Origin of the sequence: Micromonospora sp. NPDC047134, from assembly GCF_040643455.1 — a bacterium.
Classification (GTDB): Bacteria; Actinomycetota; Actinomycetes; order Mycobacteriales; family Micromonosporaceae; genus Micromonospora.
Genome location: NZ_JBEYUI010000006.1, coordinates 220,712 through 238,070, shown reverse-complemented (window position 1 = coordinate 238,070; position 17,359 = coordinate 220,712). Strand labels below are relative to the sequence as shown.

Here is a 17,359-nt window from a genome sequence, read left to right as displayed (position 1 = left end):
GGCTTCAATGGACGGCATCGGTTCAGTGTCCAGCATGTGGAAATGTTACTGAAGAACTGGGATGGGATCGATCGCCAGAAGCTATCCGTCAGGCTTTGGTCAAAGCAAATGGTTGGTCTCGAGTCGTGCTCCTGCGGCCTACCAAAGCAGCATTAATCATGAAGGTTTTGCGGCAAGGGCCGGAGCGCCTGACGCTTGCAGAAGCACGGGAACGTGTTAATGGGCTGCAGAGCGGGAAGCTGCGCGGGACAAAGGTGGAGATGGAGTTGCTGGCCGATAGTTTGCGTAACGCCGGTGTGGAGGTCAATGTCGAGTCGACTGACAAAGAGCACTGAGATGCTCTCAGTGGACGCCAGTGGGCGCGGGCCGCGCCTGACCGGGCGCCGGTCACTATTTAGCTTGGAATTCAGGACCGTCTGGTTCGATCCCCGGTCCAGGCTGCTTCGAGGATCGCGGTCAGGCTGGCGGTGTCGGTGGGGCCGGGATGGTTCTGGATCAGGCGGGTGACCCCGCCGGCCAGCTCCGCGAAGCGGGGGAGGTCGGCGCGGTCCACGCCGATGTCCGCCAGGGTGGGCGGGATGCCGATGTCGGCGAGGAGCCCGTCGAGCCAGGTGAGGAACGTGTCTGTGGCCTCGGCATCCGAGGCGTCGGTCACGTCGAGCCCGCACACCCCGGCGAGGACGGCCAGCCGGTCGCCGATGGCTTCCCTTGCCGCATCCAGCGCGTAGGGCAGCAGCAGCCCGACGCCCAGGCCGTGCGGCGTGTGCGTGGCGGCGCCGATGGGGTATTGGAGGGCGTGCGGGGCGGCGTTGCCCGCGTGGGAGAAGGCGAGCCCGGCGAGCACGGACCCGTAGGACATGTCCGCGCGCGCCTCCGTGTCGCCTCCGTTGCCAACAGCCCGACGCAGGCTACGGGCGATCCGCTCCGCAGCCAGGAGCGCGTAGTGGTCGGTGATCGGGTTACGGCCGAGGAACACCTGTTCCACGGGGTCGAGCGGGCCGTGAGCCCGGGGTCGGGCGGTGTAGCTCTCCACCGCGTGACAGAACGCGTCGATGCCGGAGTGGGCGGTGACGGTCGCCGGGCAGGTGTAGGTGAGTTCGGGGTCGACGATGGCGAAGTCGGGCACGATGTGGACGCTGGAGACCCCCACCTTCAGCGCGCGGTCCGGGTCGGTCAGCACCGAGACGGGTGTGATTTCGGAGCCGGTGCCGGAGGTCGTCGGGACCGCGACGAGGGGAAGGGTCGGCCCCGGCACTCTCGACTCGCCGTAGAAGTCGCGCGGTGTTCCGCCGTGGCGGCGGATGACGCCGACAATCTTGGCCAGGTCGATCACCGTGCCGCCCCCGATGGCGAGGATCACCTCGGCGTCCACCTCGGCGGCGACCGAGACGGCCAGGGCGACATCGGCGAGTGGCACCTCCGCGGTCGCGTCGGAGAACACCTCCACGACCTCGACCTTCTCCCGTACGGCGGCCACGATCTCCGCCACCCCCGGCTGCCCCAGCAGCACCCGGTCGGTCACGATGAGGACTCGCGAACCACTCTCGGCCACCACCCGGGGGATGTTCTGCGCGACCCCCTCGCCCACGATCAGCTGGCGTGGTCCGCGGACGGTTTCAAGCATGTCGGTGCCTCTTTCGGAACCTCGGCGGCGAATGGCGGGGCGGACGCCCAGGTCACCTGCGCAACCGCGTCCGGGTGGGGCAGGCGCACGCTGGGCGTCCGGGGCAGGCCGGTCACGGGAGGTCGATCGCTGCGTAGGTGAGGTCGAGGTACTCGAGGATGCCCTCGTGCGACCCCTCCCGGCCGATCCCGGACTGCTTGACGCCGCCGAACGGAGCTGAGGTGTCCGATATCAGCCCACGGTTGATGCCGAGCATCCCCGTGTCCAGCCCTTCGGTGAACCGGAGCGCCCGTTGCAGGTCGCGGGTGAAGACGTAGCCGACCAGGCCGTACTCGGTGTCGTTGGCCTTCGCCAGCACCTCCTCGTCGGAGGTGAACGAGATGATCGGCGCCACCGGACCGAAGATCTCGGCCGCCAGCATCCGCGCATCTTCGGGCACGTCGGTGAGGACGGTGGGCGGGTAGAAATGGCCCGGCCCGTCCGGACGCTCGCCGCCCACCAGGACCCGGGCGCCGCGATCGACCGCGTCGGCCACAAGCTCGTCGATCGTGGTGACCGAGGCGGCGTCGATCAACGCGCCGACCTCCACCCCGTCGTCGAGACCATGGCCCATCGACAGCGCGCCCATCCGCTCGGCGAAACGCGCCGTGAACTCCTCGCGCACCGGTTCCTCGACGTAGATCCGGTTGGCGGCGACGCAGGACTGCCCGATGTTGCGCATCTTGGCCACCATGGCCCCGTCGAGCGCGACCTCCAGGTCAGCGTCGGCGCACACGATCAGGGCGGCGTTGCCGCCCAACTCCATGGAGGTACGCAGCACGTTGTCCGCCGCCTGTCGCAGCAGCACCCGCCCGACCTCGGTCGACCCGGTGAACGACAGCTTGCGGGTCCGACCGTCGGCCAGCAGTGCGGAGACCACCTCGCCGGAACGCCTGGTGGTGACCACGTTGACGACCCCCGGCGGAACGCCTACCTCCTGCATGATGCGAGCCAGCAACAGCATGGTCAGTGGGGTCTGGGCTGCCGGCTTGGTGATCGTCGTGCAGCCAGCGGCCAGTGCGGGAGCGATCTTGCGGGCTCCCATGGCCAGCGGGAAGTTCCAGGGCGTCACGAAGACGCAGGGGCCGACCGGCTTGGGCACGGTGAGGATCCGATATCCACCGGCCGGAGCGGTGCTGTAGCGGCCCTCGACTCGTACCGCCTCCTCGGCGAACCATCGGAAGAACTCGGCGCCGTACGCCACCTCCGCCCTGGCCTCGGCGAGGGGCTTGCCCATCTCCAGGGTTATCAGCCGGGCGACCTCCTCGGATCGCTCGGTCAGGGCCCGGTAGGTAGCGGTCAACAACTCCGACCGTTTCCGGGGCGGGGTCGCCGCCCACTGCGCCGCCGCCTTGCTAGCCGCCTCCAGAGCGGCTAGCCCGTCGGCGACGTCGGCGTCCGCCACCTCGGCGATGGTCTTGCCCGTGGCCGGGTCCTCGACGGCGAAGGTGGCTCCGCTTCCGGCATCGCGCCAGACGTCGCCGATCCGCAGCCGCCGGTACTCGGGGGCCAGAACCTTCATCGGGTCACTCATCGCGTCGCTCCTGTGATCATCAACGCTTGGGCCGCACCTGGGCGCAGCAAAAAAGACGAGGTGGGCGCAGGGTTGCCGTCGCGCCCGGCGGGCTTACCGCCCGGCCTCGGACAGCGACAGGCCAGTGTCCGCGTCGAACAGGTGCGCGCGGTCCAGGTCGACGGTGACCAACAGTCGTTCGCCCGGCGTACCGGTGACGGTTGGTCGTGCCTTGACCTTGAGGATCGTCGTCCCCACCTGGACGTCGACGACCGTACGGTCACCGAGCGGCTCAAGCCCGTAGAGCTCTCCCGGCAACGACGCGTCCCCCCGTTGCTCGACGGACAGGTCCTCCGCGCGCAGGCCCAGCAGCAGCGGACGACCCTCCTCCGCCGTACTCCAGCGGGGTCTCGGCAGCGTCCACCCTTCCGCACCGACCAGACGGTCTCCCTCGGCGTGGCAGGGGAGCAGGCTGATCGGCGGGCTCCCGACGAACCCGGCGACCCACTGGTTGGCGGGACGCTCGTACACCTCGGTCGGTGTGCCGACCTGTTGCACCGTGCCCTCCTTGAGCACCGCCACCTGGTCGGCCATGGACAGGGCCTCCACCTGGTCGTTGGTCACGTAGACGAAGGTCGCCCCTAGGCTGCGGTGGATGCGGGTGAGCTCGGTACGCATCTCGACCCGGAGTTTGAGGTCGAGGTTCGTCAGCGGCTCGTCCATGAGAAAGGCGCGCGGGCTACGGACCAGCGCCCGGGCCAGGGCGACCCGCTGCATCTCACCGCCGGACAACTGCGCGGGACGACGTTGCAGCAGCCGTTCGATGTGCAGCAGACGCGACATCCGCTCGACGGCGGCGGCGATCTCGCCGGCAGAACAGCGCCGTGCCCGCAGCGGCGAGGCGATGTTCTCGTACACGGTGTGTCGTGGGTAGAGGGCGTAGCTCTGGAAGACCATGGCCAGGTCGCGTGCGGCCGGGGTGTCACCGGTCGCGTCCCTGCCGTCCAGGTGCACCGACCCGGCGTCAAGCTTCTCCAGGCCGGCGATCGCTCGCAGGGTGGTCGTCTTGCCCGCCCCGGAGGGGCCGAGTACGACGAAGAAGGAGCCGTCCGGCACGTCCAGGGTCACCCCGTCCAGGGCCTGGACCTTCCCGAAGGACTTGCACAGCCCCTGTGCTGCCACGGTTCCCATCAGGCCACCAGCTCTTCCGTACGCGGGTCGTAGATCGCCGGGGTGGCGCCGGTGTGCCGGAGCCCTACCGGTGCATCAGCGGCGAAGCGGACAGTCGGTGGCATCCGCACCCGTACCTCGTGCTGGCTGTTGTGGTCGACGACGTAGATGATCTCGTCGCCCAGCCACTCCACCGAGACCACCCGGGCCGGGACCGAACGCTCCGCCCCCGGTGCGGTGACCTCCAGGGCCTCCGGCCGGACACCCGCGATCAGGCGACGGTCACGGGGCAGGCCGGGCGGTGGGTTGAGGGCCAGCCCACCCCGACTGCGCAGCTTCCCGTCGGCCACCTCCACCTCGATCAGGTTCATCGGCGGGGAGCCGATGAAGGCGGCGCAGAAGAGACTCGCCGGACGGTCGTACACCTCGAGCGGGGTGCCGATCTGCTCGACGCGGCCCTTGTTGAGGATGGCGATCCGGTGACCTAGCGACATCGCCTCGACCTGGTCGTGGGTGACGTAGACCATCGTCGCCCCCAACTCTCCCTGCAGGTGCTTGATCTCCGTACGCATGTCCGCCCTCAGCTCCGCGTCCAGGTTGGTGAGGGGCTCGTCCATCAGGAATGCGCGCGGTCGGCGCACCAGGGCGCGGGCGAGCGCCACGCGCTGCTGCTCCCCGCCGGACAGCTGGCGGGGTCGCCGGTCCATGAGTGGACCCAGCCGCATCAGCCGGGCGGCCTCGTCGACCCGCTGATGCACCTCCGACTTGGGCAGCCCCTCGGCCCGCAGCGGGAAGGCCAGGTTGTCGCGGGTCTTCAGATGCGGGTAGAGGGCGTAGAACTGGAACACCATGGCGATGTCCCGCTCGGCCGGTGGCAGGTCGTTGACCAGGGTGTCGCCGATGCGGATGTCGCCGGTCGTCTGCCGCTCCAGGCCGGCGATGGCCCGCAGCGTGGTCGTCTTGCCGCAACCCGACGGGCCGAGCATCACGAACAGCTCGCCGTGGCCGATGGACAGGTCCACCTGCTCGACCGCTACCGTGCCGTCCGGGTAGCGCTTGTGCAGGGCGGTCACCTCGATGCCGGCCATCAGCGTCGCACCGCCCCGAGGGTCACCCCGGCGATGAGGTGCTTGCGGACCAGGTAGGCGAAGAGAAGCACCGGCAGGGCGAACACCACGGAGGCGGCGGCCACCAGACCCCAGTCCACGGTCGTACCCCCGATCAGGCCCGCGATGGCGGGTGGCGCGGTACGCACGCTGTCGCTGGAGGTCAAAAAGATGGCGAACACGAACTCGTTCCACGAGAAGATGAGGGCGAAGACCGCCGTCGCGGCGATGCCGGGCACGAGCAGGGGAAGGGTGTACCGCCGGAACGCCTGCAGCCGGGTGTACCCGTCGAGCATGGCGGCATCCTCGTACTCCGAGGGCACCTCGTCGACGAACCCCTTCATCATCCAGATGGTGAACGGCAGGTTGTACGCGGCGTAGATGAGGATCAGACCGAGCTTGGTGTCGATGAGTCCGACCTGCCGGTACATGAGGAAGATCGGGATCACGACCACCACGGGCGGCATGAAGCGGGTGGACAGGATGAAGAACAACTGGTCCTTCTTGGCCTTCACCGCGAAGCGGGAGTAGGCCCAGGCCGCCGGCACCCCCAGCAGGGTGGCCAGGGCGGTGGAGGCCCCGGCGACCAGCACGGAGTTGAGGAAGGCCACGGAGAGGTCGGAGCGACCGCCGTCGGGGCCGATGAACACGTCCTTGAAATGGTCCATCGTGACCGTGAAGCCGAAGAACTCGGCCGGTACGGCGTAGACGTCCCGGTTCTCCTTGATGGAGGTCTCGATCATCCACAGCACCGGGAAGAGCATCACCACGGCCAGTACGGTCAGCGCCGCGACCTCCAGCACGGAGCGGCCCCGGCCGCCTCGGCGACGCGCGGGGGGCGCGCGATCCGGGGTAGGACCTGTGGCCACGGCCTCGTCGACGGAGACGGCCATCAGCCCTCCTTGAGTCTGTTCAGGTAACGCAGATAGATCTGCGAGAGGACGATGACGACGAGGACCATGAGGATCCCGTACGCCGAGGCGGTTCCGGTGTTGAAGCCCAGGAAGGCGACCTTGTAGACATGGAACGACAGGGTCTCGGTGGAGACACCCGGACCTCCGTTGGTCAGGATGTAGACGAGGTCGAACAGCCGGAAGGCCTCGATGGCCCGGAACAACACCGCGATCAGCAGCAGCGGCCACACCAGCGGAAGAGTGATGGTGCGGAACCGGAACCACTCCGACGCCCGGTCGATCGAGGCGGCCTCGTACAGGTACTTGGGCACCGCGGTGAGCCCCGCCAGGGCGATGAGCATGATGAACGGGGTCCACTGCCAGGTGTCGACCACGATCAGGGAGATCAACGCCGTCCGTTGCCGGGTCAGCCACTCCACCTGCCCCAGGCCGAGCGAGCCGAGCATGCTGTTGATCACGCCGAACTGGGCGTCGAGCATGAACCGCCAGAACAGCCCGACCACGACCGGCGACAGCATCATCGGGACCAGGAACAACGTGGTCAGCAACCCCCGCCCATGGGTACGCCGGGAGATCAGGTACGCGATGGTGAAACCGAGCACTGTCTGCAGGGTGACCGCACCGACCACGTAGATCAACGTCGTCAGGGCCCGCTGGTGGACCTGCGCCGAGGTCAGAATGGCGGTGTAGTTGCCTAACCCGACGAAGTAGGCGCGCCCCCCACGGGTGGCCGAGTAGTCCGTGAAGGACAGGTACAGCGCCCACAGCAACGGGAACACCGACATCGCTAGCAACAGCAGCAGCGCGGGGGAGATGAAGGCCACGGCCAGTCCCCGGTCGCTCAGCCGGCGGAACCGACCCGGTGCAGGTGGCGGCCCAGCCGCCACCTGCCCGGCATCGGTCGTCAGTACGGGGTCACTCACAGTCCGCCGCCGCCCCTGCGGCTGCTGGAGTCGAGCACGCTCTGCTGCTCCTTGGCGATGTCGTCGAGCGCAGCCTTCGGGCTCTTGGCGCCGTTGAGGGCCGCGTTGACGTTGGTGTTCTCGATGTCGACCAGGCGTGCGTACTCCGGCACGTTCCACATGTCCCGCATCCGGGGCACCGAGTCGGCGTACACCTGGTTGAACGGCCCGGCATTGAGGAACTCCGGCGAGACCAGGGCGTCCGTACGCGATGGCACCCCACCGGCGGCCGCCCACTTCTTCTGGATGTCGGCCCGCTGGAACCACTTCATGAAGTTCAGGGCCTCGACCTGGTTCGCCTCGGCGGAGTAGGCCGACACGTGCATCCCCATCCCGCCGAGGGGGACCAGGTTGGTCTTCTGGCTGGGCAGGGTGGCGAATCCCAGCTTGTCGAGGATCTGCTCCCGGGTGGAGCCCAGGGTCGACTCCTTGGGATCGAGCAGGCCGCCGCTCGCGGCGATCCAGTTGAACGCGATGCAGGCCTTGCCCTGGGCGACCGCCGCGTTCACCTCGTCGATGAACCAGTTGCCGGAGCCCCTGGCGGTCAGCGGCTTCATCTTGTTGACCAGGACATCCATCGCCTCATGGCCTGCGGCATCGTTGAGAATGCCGTCGATCTTGCGGGTCTTGGGGTCCCAGAGGTTGCCGCCGTACACGCCGTTGACCGTGTTGTAGGTGACGGCCGCGGCGTCGGAGCCGTTGGCCTGGTGGAAAGCCAGCCCGCTGACGCCAGGGTTGTCCGCCTGACACTTCTCGGCGACCGAGATCATCTCGTCCCAGGTCTGCGGCGGCTGGTCGCCGATCAGGTCCTTGCGGTAGATCATCGTCCAGGTGTCGCCGAGCAGCGGCAGCCCGTACAGGCTGGCGTTCTCGTCCCGCTGGCCGGTCTCCGCCTGCGGGAACTGGCCGTACGCCGCCAGGAGGTACGGGTTGTACGCCTCGACGTCGATGTTGTTCTTGACGAAGTCGGTGAGGTCCAGGATGTTGCCGTTCGTCACGGCCTCGCCGATGTGTTGCGAGTCCAGGATCGCGATGTCGAAGTCGGTCTTGCGGGCGGCGAACTGGGTGAACATCGCGTCGTGCCAGTTGGCGTTCGGCACGGTGTTCACCTTGATGGTGGCGTTCGGCCGCTCCTTCTTGTACTCCGCGTTCGCGAAGGCCTCCAGTGCCTGGGCGGGTGGCCAGTCGAACCAGATGAAGCTGAGGGTCAGCGGGTCCGTGGTGAGTTCCGGGATGGTCGCCGGCGCCTTGGGGGCGCTCGCCGTCGCGTCGTCGTCCCCGCCATCGCCACAGGCCGCCACGGTCGTGGCCACCAGCAGCATGGCCACCGTCGCCAGCTGCACCTTCCGCCGGGGAGCGGACAATCGTGTCGTTCGTGGTGAATGCCGCATATGCCTGCCTGCTTTCTGGGTTCGGACTTCTAGAACCTCGCCAGGTGCTTCGTCGAGCAGTTGCCGGATGGTTCATGCGGGGGTGCCGGGCCGCCGCGCAGGGCGCGGCCCGGGCGTCACGACTGCGCCGCGATGCCAGGGCCGGCACGCCGTCGAGAAGTCCTTCGGTCCAACCACAGCCCGGTGGCCGAACCGAGCAGCACCTCGCGCATGCTCGTGGGAGCTTCAGGTGATCGAGTGGAACGGTGGTGGGTGGTTCGATGCTGTGGCGCAGGATGACGATCATCCGCCACATTTCCTATACGATCCGGTGGGGCGTCAGCATGCCGCAGCGTTGTGACTGATGTCAATGGGTTCCCGAAGGGCGCGAGGAAGGGCCTCAGGTCACGATGGACGATGAAGCGACGATCGCTCCGGCCCGCAGGGTCGTGACGGGCGCAGGGCCGTCGGGACGAGCCGGCGGCCGGCTCGCCGACGAGGTGTACGACACCCTGCTGGGACAGCTGATGTCGTTACGGATAGAGCCGGGCTCCCGCGTCACGATCGACGTTCTGGCCCGAGAGCTGGGGGTCTCGCAGACACCGATCCGGGACGCACTGAACCGGATGGAGGCCGAGGGCCTGGTCGTACGGGTGCCCCACGCCGGCTACCGCATCCCGCCCCAGATCACCCGCAGCCGATTCGAGGACATGCTAGAGATCCGCCTGCTCCTGGAACCGGCCGCTGCGCGCAGATCCGCCGAACGTGCGTCTCCGGAGCAGGTCGCCGGCCTGCGCCGGATGCTGGGGGAGATGGCCGAGCTGGAGGGGGGCCACGGGCCGGCGGCCTACGGGGCCTTCGGCCTGCGCGACGCCGCCTTCCACGATCTCGTCGCCTCCAGCGCGGAGAACCAGGTCATCCGGGAAACGCTTGCCCGCCTGCACAGCCACGTACACCTGTTCCGGCTGCACCGCGACGCCCAGGTCACCCACCTGGCCATGGCCGAGCACGAGGACGTCGTGGCCGCGATCGCCGCGCGGGACCCCGACGCCGCCGCCTACGCGATGCGTCGGCACATCCTGCGCTCCGGCGAGCGATTCCGCCGATTCTTCGACGAACTCAAGGAAACGGAGCCGGTCGCGGCAGAGGCTTGACGGGCGGACAGGGCCGGGGAATGCTGAACCGATCAGATCGTATTGGATCTATCTCGCCCGTCCCCAGATGCGAGGAGAAGCAGGTGCCCAGAGCGCTGCTCCTGACCGGCGACGCCGCCGAGGAACTCGACACCATGTACCCCTACTACCGCGTACAGGAAGGCGGTTGGGACGTCGACGTCTCGTCCCGGACGATGCGTGACGTGCAACTGGTCATCCACGAGTTCGACCCCAACTCCGACGCCTACGTGGAGAAGAACGGCCGGAAACTGCCGGTCGACGTGCCCTGGGCCGAGGTCGACGTCGAGCGCTACGACGCCCTCATCATCCCCGGGGGACGAGCCCCCGAGTGGATCCGGGTCGACGCCGACGTCCGGCGCATCACCGAGCACTTCTTCGCCCGCAACCTCCCCATAGCCCTGGTCTGCCACGGCGCCCAGGTGCCGGCGGTGTACGGGCTGCTGAAGGGCCGAAAGACGGCCTGCTTCCCACCCATCACCGGTGACATGGAGAACGCGGGCGCGACCGTCATCGACGCTCCGGACGTCGTGGACGGCAACCTCGTCTCCTGCCGGGGCTGGCCCGACATGCCGCAGTTCGGCAGGGCGATGATGGAGGTCTTCTCGAAGTCCGTTGACCCCGCATCGGCGTGAACGCACCTGGCCTGCCCCGGTGACAGAACTTCGGACCATCACCGTCGAGGGCTCTCCCGTACACCTGATGGAGAGCGGCACCGGCCCCGCGGTGCTGATGCTGCACGGTTCCGGACCCGGCACGACCGGGTCCGGAGCCTGGGCAGCGACGGCGCAGGCGCTGGGCACCTCCTGGCACCTGATCGCTCCCGACCACGCGGGGTTCGGCCGTACCCCTGTCCCGGCGGGCGCCAGAGGCGGGCTCCGACTGTGGACGGAGCAGGCCGCCGGCCTGATGGATGCTCTCGGCATCGAGCACTACGCCGTGGTGGGTCACTCCATGGGCGGTGCCGTGGCGCTGGCGTTGGCGGCCGCGCGTCCCCAGCAGGTCACCCGGGTCGTGGCGGTCTCGACCATGGGCGCCCCCGGGGCCCCGCTGTCCGCCGATCTCGAGGCGATCTGGGCCGCCCCCGCCGGTCCGCCCGGAGCCCGAGACATGCTGAGCCGCCTGGTTTACGACCAGAGGCTCGTGACCGATGCGGCCGTCGCGGCCCGGGCGGCTGCGATGCGAGCGGGGGCGGCCGCGTACGCCTCGCTGTTCCCGCCACCCAGGGCCCGATGGGTCGAGGACCTCACCCTCTCGCCGCAGACCCTGGCAGCGATCCGCGCGCCGGTGCTGCTCGTGCACGGCGCCGAGGACCGAGTCGTCCCGCTAACGGCGGCAACTCAGCCCCTGCTCGAACACCTCGCCGATGTCCGGCTGCAGGTGTTCAGCCGATGCGGGCACGTGCCGGCGATCGAACACCCGCACGAGTTCAGGCACCTGTTGTCGGGTTTTCTGAGCCAGGAGAGCCGGCACTGATCACTGCGGTAGGTCCGCAGCCCGTACTCAAGTAGATCAGCTCGAAGCACATGTGATTCGCGCACAAAGCAGAGGGCCACTATCGCTGGTCTGGACCATCCAATAGGGAGAACAGGGTCGCCGTCGGGTTGGCACTTCCTTGTCTGGAGTGACGTGCTGTCACTTGCGGGCAAGCTACCAGTTCGATACACAATGGTCGGCGCACTGAGCGCCCCGGAGCGACAACTGAGTGTGATCCGCTGAGACCGATGGAGGAACGTCCATGGCGTTGACCCCGGAGGCCGGCGGTTGTGGTGATTTACCCGCGTCATCCGTGCCGATCGAGTCTGCGAGGCCGGTGAACACCGAGGTCGAGTGGGACGGGTTCGACCCGCACGCCTATGTCTCGCACAACTACGCGGACCTGCGCTCCGACGACCGAGAGCTGCTCCGCCGAACCCGAGACTTCTTCGCCGGAGCGAGGCTGGCCGAGGCGCGCTGCGTCGACGTCGGATCGGGTGCCAACCTCTATCCGGCGCTGACGCTCCTGCCGTTCGCGCGCGCCATCGAGCTGTGCGAGTGGTCCACCTCGAATCTGCGCTGGCTGCGTACCCAGGTCGACGGTTACGACAAGCTCTGGGATCCGTACTGGCAGGTCTGCCTCGAGCATCCGGCGTATGCGGCGCTGTCGGATCCACGACAGCGCCTGGCGCAGGTCGGCAGAGTCAGCCGGACCAGCGTCTTCGATCTGCCGCAGCACACCTGGGACGCGGGCACGATGTTCTTCGTCGCCTGCTCCATCTCGGCCGACCGGGCGGAAGCCGATCACGCCGTCGCCCGGTTTCTGGGGGCACTGCGCCCTGGCGCACCCTTCGCGGTGGCCGTCATGCTCGGGTCCGCCGGCTACCGCGTCGGCCCGCGCTTCTTCCCGGCCGTGGCGCTGCACCGTGCCGAGGTGGTGGCTGGCATCGCCGCCGGCGCGTATGAAGTGACCGTCTACGAGGAGCGTCCCCGGCCACGGTTGCGTGACGGATATCTGAGCATGCTGCTGGTCACCGGCCGTGCTCGCGGATAGTGCCGAGGCGGATCAGGGGTGCCACCGAATGGGCACGCCGCCTGGTGGGCGGGCACCCTGCTTCACGTTCTGCGGCTCGCCGACTCGCGCGAGCAGAGCGGTTCCGATGGCACTCGACCAGCCCGTTACGATGACACTGCACATCGGTGCCGGTCATCGTGGATCATCGTGCGCACGGCAACACCAGCGGTTCCGAGTCGGCGACTACATGCAGACGGCGGTGGATCATGCGGATACAGCCGCGCCAGGAGATCCTCGACATCTGGCGTGCCACGGTGCGGAGCTGTTGGGAAAAAGGTGAATGGAGCTGGGGCGGCCGAAGCGGCAGCAATTCCGTCAGTGATGCCGAGCAGCTGCTGATCCTGCTTCTTCCTGCGGCGAAGATCCCCGTGCTGTCGCTCGACGACCCTGACCGCGCCGACGACGAGGTGGTCGAGGCCCTCAGTTCGCTCGGCGGTGCGATCGAGATTCCCCGACGGTTGGTCAGCGTCATGATCGACTACTTCAGGCGGTACACCGCCGAGGACGGCACACCCATCTTCGGCGGCGGCGGCTACCTCACCCCGGTCGATGGCGGCCCGGAGCTGACCGAGGAGCAACGGTCCTTCGACATCGTCGACTCGTTCGCCGTCTCCATCACCCTCACGTTGGCGACGATCGGTTTCGTCAAGGTCTACCGCAGTGCCACCCAGCGACGAGAACTGCTCGTGCAACTGGACGAACTGGAGGCGATGGCCGGCATTCGACTCACCGCCGCCATGGTGGGCCTGCTGCGCAGCTTCAGCACCTTTGTTTTCACCTCCACCAGCTCCAACGGTCAACGGCTGTGTGAGATGGTCAACCAGGACGAGCTACCGCGCCGGGAACTCGTCGCGGCGCTGCGCGAGCAGTTGCGGGAAACCATGGCCAGTCTGCGCAGCGTGGTCCTCGGGTCCGGCCGGGTCACCGAAGACCTCGACAACAGCGACATGCTTTTCGAATGCGGCTGGTCGTGGGGCATCATCGCCGGCGCCGAGGAAGTCTCCACCAGCGAGCCGATCGGCCGGCAACGCGAAGGCTCGGCCGAGAACGCCCCCTACCTCTACTTCACGGTCATCGCGATGGACGCCATCGAAGACCTGAACTCGGAACGTACCCGCCTGCTCGGCCTGCTCAACGAGGAACAACAGCGGCTGTCCCGGGCTCTGCAGCTGCGCTGGGAGCTGACCCGGACCTACTGGGCCACGGTGGCGACCTTCGGTAACCGGCGGCGATGGCCCATCGAGGACATCCCGTGGCGCACGACCGATGGCGACCGCACCGACTACTACACCCTCCAAGCGACGTCGCTGGCAGTCAAGGGACTGCTCGCGGTCGGACGCGGCGGCGACGAGGAACTCGGCCGCATCGCCGCGGTGCTGGTGGAACTGGCACAGCGGGGCCGCGTCACCCGACGCGCAACGCCCGGGGAGTCGGCGCTGCTCGTGCACACCCCCGGCAAGCGGGTCACTCTCAACGACGCCGATTCCACGCCGATGATGACCTGGGTCGTGAACGAGTTCTCCACGGTGCTGCTGCAGCGGGCGATTCACGTCGCCGGTCTGCTGAGCAACGCCCGGCGGCGCAGCGAACTGCTCGAGTTGGCCGACGAGGTGTGGGATCACCTGCTGCTGCGCCGGATTTCCGACGGCCGGCACCGAGGATTGTGGGACCATGCCGGCGGTGCCTTCCCCGGGCTTGCCCCCAAACCGGACGCGCCCAGCTGGTACCTCACCGAGCGTGTGGTGCATGCGCTGGTCAACGCCGGTCAGCTGCTCTGGGATCGGCCCTTCCCACGCGCCGGCCGGCTCGTCGCCTATGCGCAGGACCTCATCGACGAAGCGGAATACCTGTTCGACCGTGAGCTGATGCGCGGCACGTTCGCCGGAGAGGCGATGCAACGCAGCATGCGCAGCATCCGGGTAAGCCTGCGCCGGGCGCAACTGCTGGTGGACGAACGGCCGGGCACGGCGGCAGCCTTGGCGGACACGCTGCTGCTCCTGCTCAACGACATCACCACCGGGCAACAGAAGGCCAGCGAGGGGATCTGATGCTGGTCTTCGTCACGTCGCACAAGGGTGGCACCGGTCGTTCGGTGACCGCCGCGAACATCGCCTACCGCAGCGCCCTGGCCGGCCGCTCCACCTGCTACCTGGACTACGACTTCGGCTCGCCGACCGCTGGCATCACGTTCCAGATTCCGGACGCCGTCAACGGGGTGGAGGGCGAAGGGCCAAACGAGGGTGGTCTGCACCGCTACCTACGCGGAGAGATCCCATTTCCCAAGCAGTTGGATGTGTGGGGCACCTCGGAACGGGCCAGCCTGCGCCAGCGACCCATCGGCTCAGGTCCGCTGGTGCTGTTACCCGGCCAGCGCAACGGCAGCGAGTTCCCTTTCACCAACGACATCGCCAAACGCTGCGCCGAGCTCTTTCTCCGGCTGGAGGAGGAGTTCGACCTGATTCTCGTGGACCTCAGCGCCGGTCGGTCGTACGCCAGTCATATCGCGCTGGCCGCCACGGCCACCCCCGCGCTACGCAAGGTGGTCGCGCGCTGGTTGGTCTTTCATCGCTGGACTCCCCAGCACGTCACCGCGGCGGCGGATCTCGCCTTCGAGGCGGGCGGCATCCTCGCCATAGGCAAGGAGTACGGTCACGAGCCGGAGCGGCTGCGGGAGTCGCTGCGCTTCATCCGCACGGCGGTGATCGACTCCCGCGGCCCCGAGGTCGGCCACCTCGACCTCGCGCAGCAGGCATTCCTGCGCAAGTGCGACACAGAACTGTCGGAACTGGCCCGCCGCCGAGGAGTCGGGCGTACGACGCGCCTCGGCGTGGTGCCGCTGGACCCGCTGTTGCAGTGGCGGGAACAGCTCATCTCCGATCATGACGTACAAGCCAAAATCGCGAATGTGAAGACGGTGGATGCCATCGTGACGCTTACCGAAAAGCTCTTCGACGAGACCGCATGGGAAACCGTGTGATCGACGTGGATGTCAGGTTCCAGGAGGCAGCTGCGGTGCGTCGGACAGAGAGCGTGGCGTACTCCCATCTGTCGGTCGAGTTGGGGCACTTCTACGCGGAGGACTTCGGCGTCGGCTGCCAGGATCTGCGCCGCAAGTTCGCGCGGATCGCCGACTGGTCGACGGCGATTCCGGCCCTGGCCCGCCACGGGCTGCCGGCCCTCCGTCAGCCGCGGATCAGCACCTGCTTCATGGTGGACGACTACTTCCACCGATTCGGCTCACCCCGCGAGGTGATCCCGCAGGTGCAGAGTGCCGCAGCAGAGCTGGGCCTGGTGCTGGACTACGTGGCTCGGGAATCCAGCTTCGCCCGTCACGGTGGCGTCGAACTCGCCCAGATGGTGGTCGACACCCTCGTGATGGAACCACCCCGGAACACCACCGGAAGTCGGCCCCCGCTCAATGCATCCGGGTGGCTGTCCAACGGCATGCGCTCGCCCGGGTACGTGGACGCGCCGGCGATGACTCTGCCTCGCCCCTGGTCTCCGCCGGTGCAGTCCGGCGATCCCCGGCACTCCATTTTCGTCGATATAGAGCTGTGGTCCGACGAACCGAAGACCCGGGTGTGGGCGTGCGCACTGCTCGCGTCGGTCTGGCAGATGGCCCGGCTGGGAGTGTTGCGACACCGCGGGCAGACCCTGATGCAACCGACCCGCATAACCGGTGAGCTACCGGCCGACTGGGACGAGCTGCCGGCGGTAGTCCAGCTCAACCCGACCGCCGCGCCGTTCTGCGCGTACCGCACCCTGACCCTCATGGACACCCAGTACCTGCCGGTCGAGCTGGCGGTACGGACCATTCTCGGTCAGGTGGCGGTACCGACGGCGGTCGCGCAGCAGGTCGCCCGGCGCGCGGGTGGTGAAGGCCTACATCTGCCCAGCGAGCTCATCGACCGGCTGAGTTACGTGTTCATCGGCGGATGAGTGTGCTTGCGCCCGCACGGTTGGTCGATCGACATCCGCCCCGCCAGGTCACGCAGCAGCGCCAGGTTGCCCACACTGACCTGATCCCGGATCCAGGTCACCGACGAGTTCCACTGCCGGCTGAATCCGGGCACCTGCTCCAACCGGTCCCAGATCGGCCGCAGCCGTGGGTCGACACGCGCGCCCGGCAACCAGAGGTGCAGCAGGTGCTCCAAGACGGGACGCAAGCGCTCGACATGTTCCTGCCCGGTGCCGGACCGGGTGACGACGGCCTCCATCAGTGAGGAGAGCATGGTCAGCAGCCAGTCGTGCAACGCGAGATCCTCGCAGAGACCGGCCACGGCGGCCGGCACGTCCTGCGGGGGAAGAACCAGTTCGACCGTACGCAGGGTGGGGGAGTCCACGGTGACGACGGCCGAGACCTCCCGGTCCGACTGCGGACCCACCTGCGCTGCCCAACGCAGCCGGGTACGCGCCGCCCGCAGCGGCGGACGCCGGTCCAGCAGGTCGGACATCTGTACCCCGTCGAGCACCCGTCCGGTGATCGCCTCCAGGTTCAGTACGTCCGCATCGTTGCTGTGCAGAAAACCGGCGGTCAGGTCGGCGCTGTTCAGCTTGCCGACCGTCTCCAGGATGCCCGGCTGGGCCAGGTAGTGCGACCAGGGTTGACGACGGTCACCGCTGACGACCTGGATGACCGACGACGCCTGCACGATTCGGCCACCGGTGATGATGGCCCGGCTGACCACCGCGCCCACTGCCCGTAACCTCTTCCGTTTGGCGCTGGGCAGCCAGCAGTCCACGCCGGTGCGCACATCGGGCGAGACCGCATAGAGCGACGGACGGCGGGAGGTCAGCACCGCCTCGCCTTCGACCAGGCTGAGCACCTCCGAACTCTGCTCCTGTGCCAGCGCCGTGCTGTGTTGCAGCAGGTTGGTGTGCACCTCGCCGAACGTGATCATTGCTTCCTCCGCATCGCCGCCCGCCCGCAATCATCCT

Annotated in this window: 16 protein-coding genes; 8 read left to right on the top strand and 8 right to left on the bottom strand. The window is 68.0% G+C overall.

Annotated elements, in window-relative coordinates; genetic code table 11:
• Nucleotides 1-158: 158 nt before the first annotated feature.
• Nucleotides 159-335 (top strand): hypothetical protein, encoded by a 177-nt coding sequence (locus ABZ795_RS11240; RefSeq protein ID WP_357530213.1) that lies wholly within the window; start codon nt 159-161, stop codon nt 333-335.
• Between the two features lie 71 nt (nt 336-406).
• Here ABZ795_RS11240 and ABZ795_RS11235 read toward each other — a convergent pair whose 3' ends face one another.
• From ABZ795_RS11235 to ABZ795_RS11205, 7 genes are all read right to left on the bottom strand, one after another.
• Nucleotides 407-1,624 (bottom strand): iron-containing alcohol dehydrogenase, encoded by a 1,218-nt coding sequence (locus ABZ795_RS11235; RefSeq protein WP_357530212.1) that lies wholly within the window; start codon nt 1,622-1,624, stop codon nt 407-409.
• Between the two features lie 112 nt (nt 1,625-1,736).
• Nucleotides 1,737-3,197: an NAD-dependent succinate-semialdehyde dehydrogenase gene (locus ABZ795_RS11230; RefSeq protein WP_357530211.1), complete on the bottom strand. Its 1,461-nt coding sequence runs from the start codon at nt 3,195-3,197 to the stop codon at nt 1,737-1,739.
• 93 nt (nt 3,198-3,290) lie between these two features.
• The gene (locus ABZ795_RS11225; RefSeq protein ID WP_357530210.1) at nt 3,291-4,367 is read right to left on the bottom strand and encodes an ABC transporter ATP-binding protein; all 1,077 of its coding nucleotides are present in this window, start codon (nt 4,365-4,367) and stop codon (nt 3,291-3,293) included.
• On the bottom strand, nt 4,367-5,434 hold the full coding sequence (locus ABZ795_RS11220) for an ATP-binding cassette domain-containing protein (RefSeq protein WP_357530209.1): 1,068 nt from the start codon (nt 5,432-5,434) through the stop codon (nt 4,367-4,369). Before ABZ795_RS11220 ends, ABZ795_RS11225 begins: the two co-directional genes overlap by 1 nt.
• A complete protein-coding gene (locus ABZ795_RS11215) occupies nt 5,434-6,345 on the bottom strand; it encodes a carbohydrate ABC transporter permease (RefSeq protein ID WP_357530208.1) in 912 nt (303 codons plus the stop codon). The genes ABZ795_RS11220 and ABZ795_RS11215 overlap by 1 nt, the downstream gene beginning before the upstream one ends.
• Complete coding sequence (locus ABZ795_RS11210) at nt 6,345-7,289, bottom strand: sugar ABC transporter permease (RefSeq protein WP_357530207.1); 945 nt, start codon at nt 7,287-7,289, stop codon at nt 6,345-6,347. Before ABZ795_RS11210 ends, ABZ795_RS11215 begins: the two co-directional genes overlap by 1 nt.
• Nucleotides 7,286-8,671 carry an extracellular solute-binding protein gene (locus tag ABZ795_RS11205; protein ID WP_357530206.1) on the bottom strand — a complete coding sequence of 462 codons (1,386 nt, stop codon included), beginning with the start codon at nt 8,669-8,671 and terminating at the stop codon, nt 7,286-7,288. Before ABZ795_RS11205 ends, ABZ795_RS11210 begins: the two co-directional genes overlap by 4 nt.
• A 476-nt stretch (nt 8,672-9,147) precedes the next feature.
• Between ABZ795_RS11205 and ABZ795_RS11200 the strand changes: the two genes are divergently transcribed.
• The 7 genes from ABZ795_RS11200 to ABZ795_RS11170 all read left to right on the top strand — a co-directional run bounded on the left by ABZ795_RS11200 (nt 9,148) and on the right by ABZ795_RS11170 (nt 16,360).
• On the top strand, nt 9,148-9,852 hold the full coding sequence (locus tag ABZ795_RS11200) for a GntR family transcriptional regulator (protein ID WP_357530205.1): 705 nt from the start codon (nt 9,148-9,150) through the stop codon (nt 9,850-9,852).
• 83 nt (nt 9,853-9,935) lie between these two features.
• A complete protein-coding gene (locus tag ABZ795_RS11195) occupies nt 9,936-10,505 on the top strand; it encodes a DJ-1/PfpI family protein (RefSeq protein WP_327026511.1) in 570 nt (189 codons plus the stop codon).
• A 19-nt stretch (nt 10,506-10,524) separates the two neighbouring features.
• On the top strand, nt 10,525-11,346 hold the full coding sequence (locus ABZ795_RS11190) for an alpha/beta hydrolase (RefSeq protein ID WP_357530204.1): 822 nt from the start codon (nt 10,525-10,527) through the stop codon (nt 11,344-11,346).
• Between the two features lie 268 nt (nt 11,347-11,614).
• Nucleotides 11,615-12,400, top strand: a complete 786-nt coding sequence (locus ABZ795_RS11185) for an SCO2525 family SAM-dependent methyltransferase (RefSeq protein WP_357530203.1) — start codon at nt 11,615-11,617, stop codon at nt 12,398-12,400.
• 146 nt (nt 12,401-12,546) lie between these two features.
• Complete coding sequence (locus ABZ795_RS11180) at nt 12,547-14,469, top strand: SCO2524 family protein (protein ID WP_357530202.1); 1,923 nt, start codon at nt 12,547-12,549, stop codon at nt 14,467-14,469.
• Nucleotides 14,469-15,398: an SCO2523 family variant P-loop protein gene (locus ABZ795_RS11175; RefSeq protein ID WP_357530201.1), complete on the top strand. Its 930-nt coding sequence runs from the start codon at nt 14,469-14,471 to the stop codon at nt 15,396-15,398. The genes ABZ795_RS11180 and ABZ795_RS11175 overlap by 1 nt, the downstream gene beginning before the upstream one ends.
• 35 nt (nt 15,399-15,433) lie before the next feature.
• A complete protein-coding gene (locus tag ABZ795_RS11170) occupies nt 15,434-16,360 on the top strand; it encodes an SCO2522 family protein (protein WP_357530200.1) in 927 nt (308 codons plus the stop codon).
• On the opposite strand, the gene ABZ795_RS11165 is transcribed toward ABZ795_RS11170, so the two are convergent.
• The gene (locus ABZ795_RS11165; protein WP_327026505.1) at nt 16,339-17,322 is read right to left on the bottom strand and encodes an SCO2521 family protein; all 984 of its coding nucleotides are present in this window, start codon (nt 17,320-17,322) and stop codon (nt 16,339-16,341) included. The two genes, ABZ795_RS11170 and ABZ795_RS11165, sit on opposite strands and share 22 nt — an antisense overlap.
• Nucleotides 17,323-17,359: the final 37 nt, after the last annotated feature.

Coding starts and splice junctions, on each gene's coding strand:
- ABZ795_RS11240 (WP_357530213.1), top strand. CDS start 159: ATGAAGGTTTTGCGGCAAGGGCCGGAGCGCCTGACGCTTGCAGAAGCA.
- ABZ795_RS11235 (WP_357530212.1), bottom strand. CDS start 1,624: ATGCTTGAAACCGTCCGCGGACCACGCCAGCTGATCGTGGGCGAGGGG.
- ABZ795_RS11230 (WP_357530211.1), bottom strand. CDS start 3,197: ATGAGTGACCCGATGAAGGTTCTGGCCCCCGAGTACCGGCGGCTGCGG.
- ABZ795_RS11225 (WP_357530210.1), bottom strand. CDS start 4,367: ATGGGAACCGTGGCAGCACAGGGGCTGTGCAAGTCCTTCGGGAAGGTC.
- ABZ795_RS11220 (WP_357530209.1), bottom strand. CDS start 5,434: ATGGCCGGCATCGAGGTGACCGCCCTGCACAAGCGCTACCCGGACGGC.
- ABZ795_RS11215 (WP_357530208.1), bottom strand. CDS start 6,345: ATGGCCGTCTCCGTCGACGAGGCCGTGGCCACAGGTCCTACCCCGGAT.
- ABZ795_RS11175 (WP_357530201.1), top strand. CDS start 14,469: ATGCTGGTCTTCGTCACGTCGCACAAGGGTGGCACCGGTCGTTCGGTG.
- ABZ795_RS11165 (WP_327026505.1), bottom strand. CDS start 17,322: ATGATCACGTTCGGCGAGGTGCACACCAACCTGCTGCAACACAGCACG.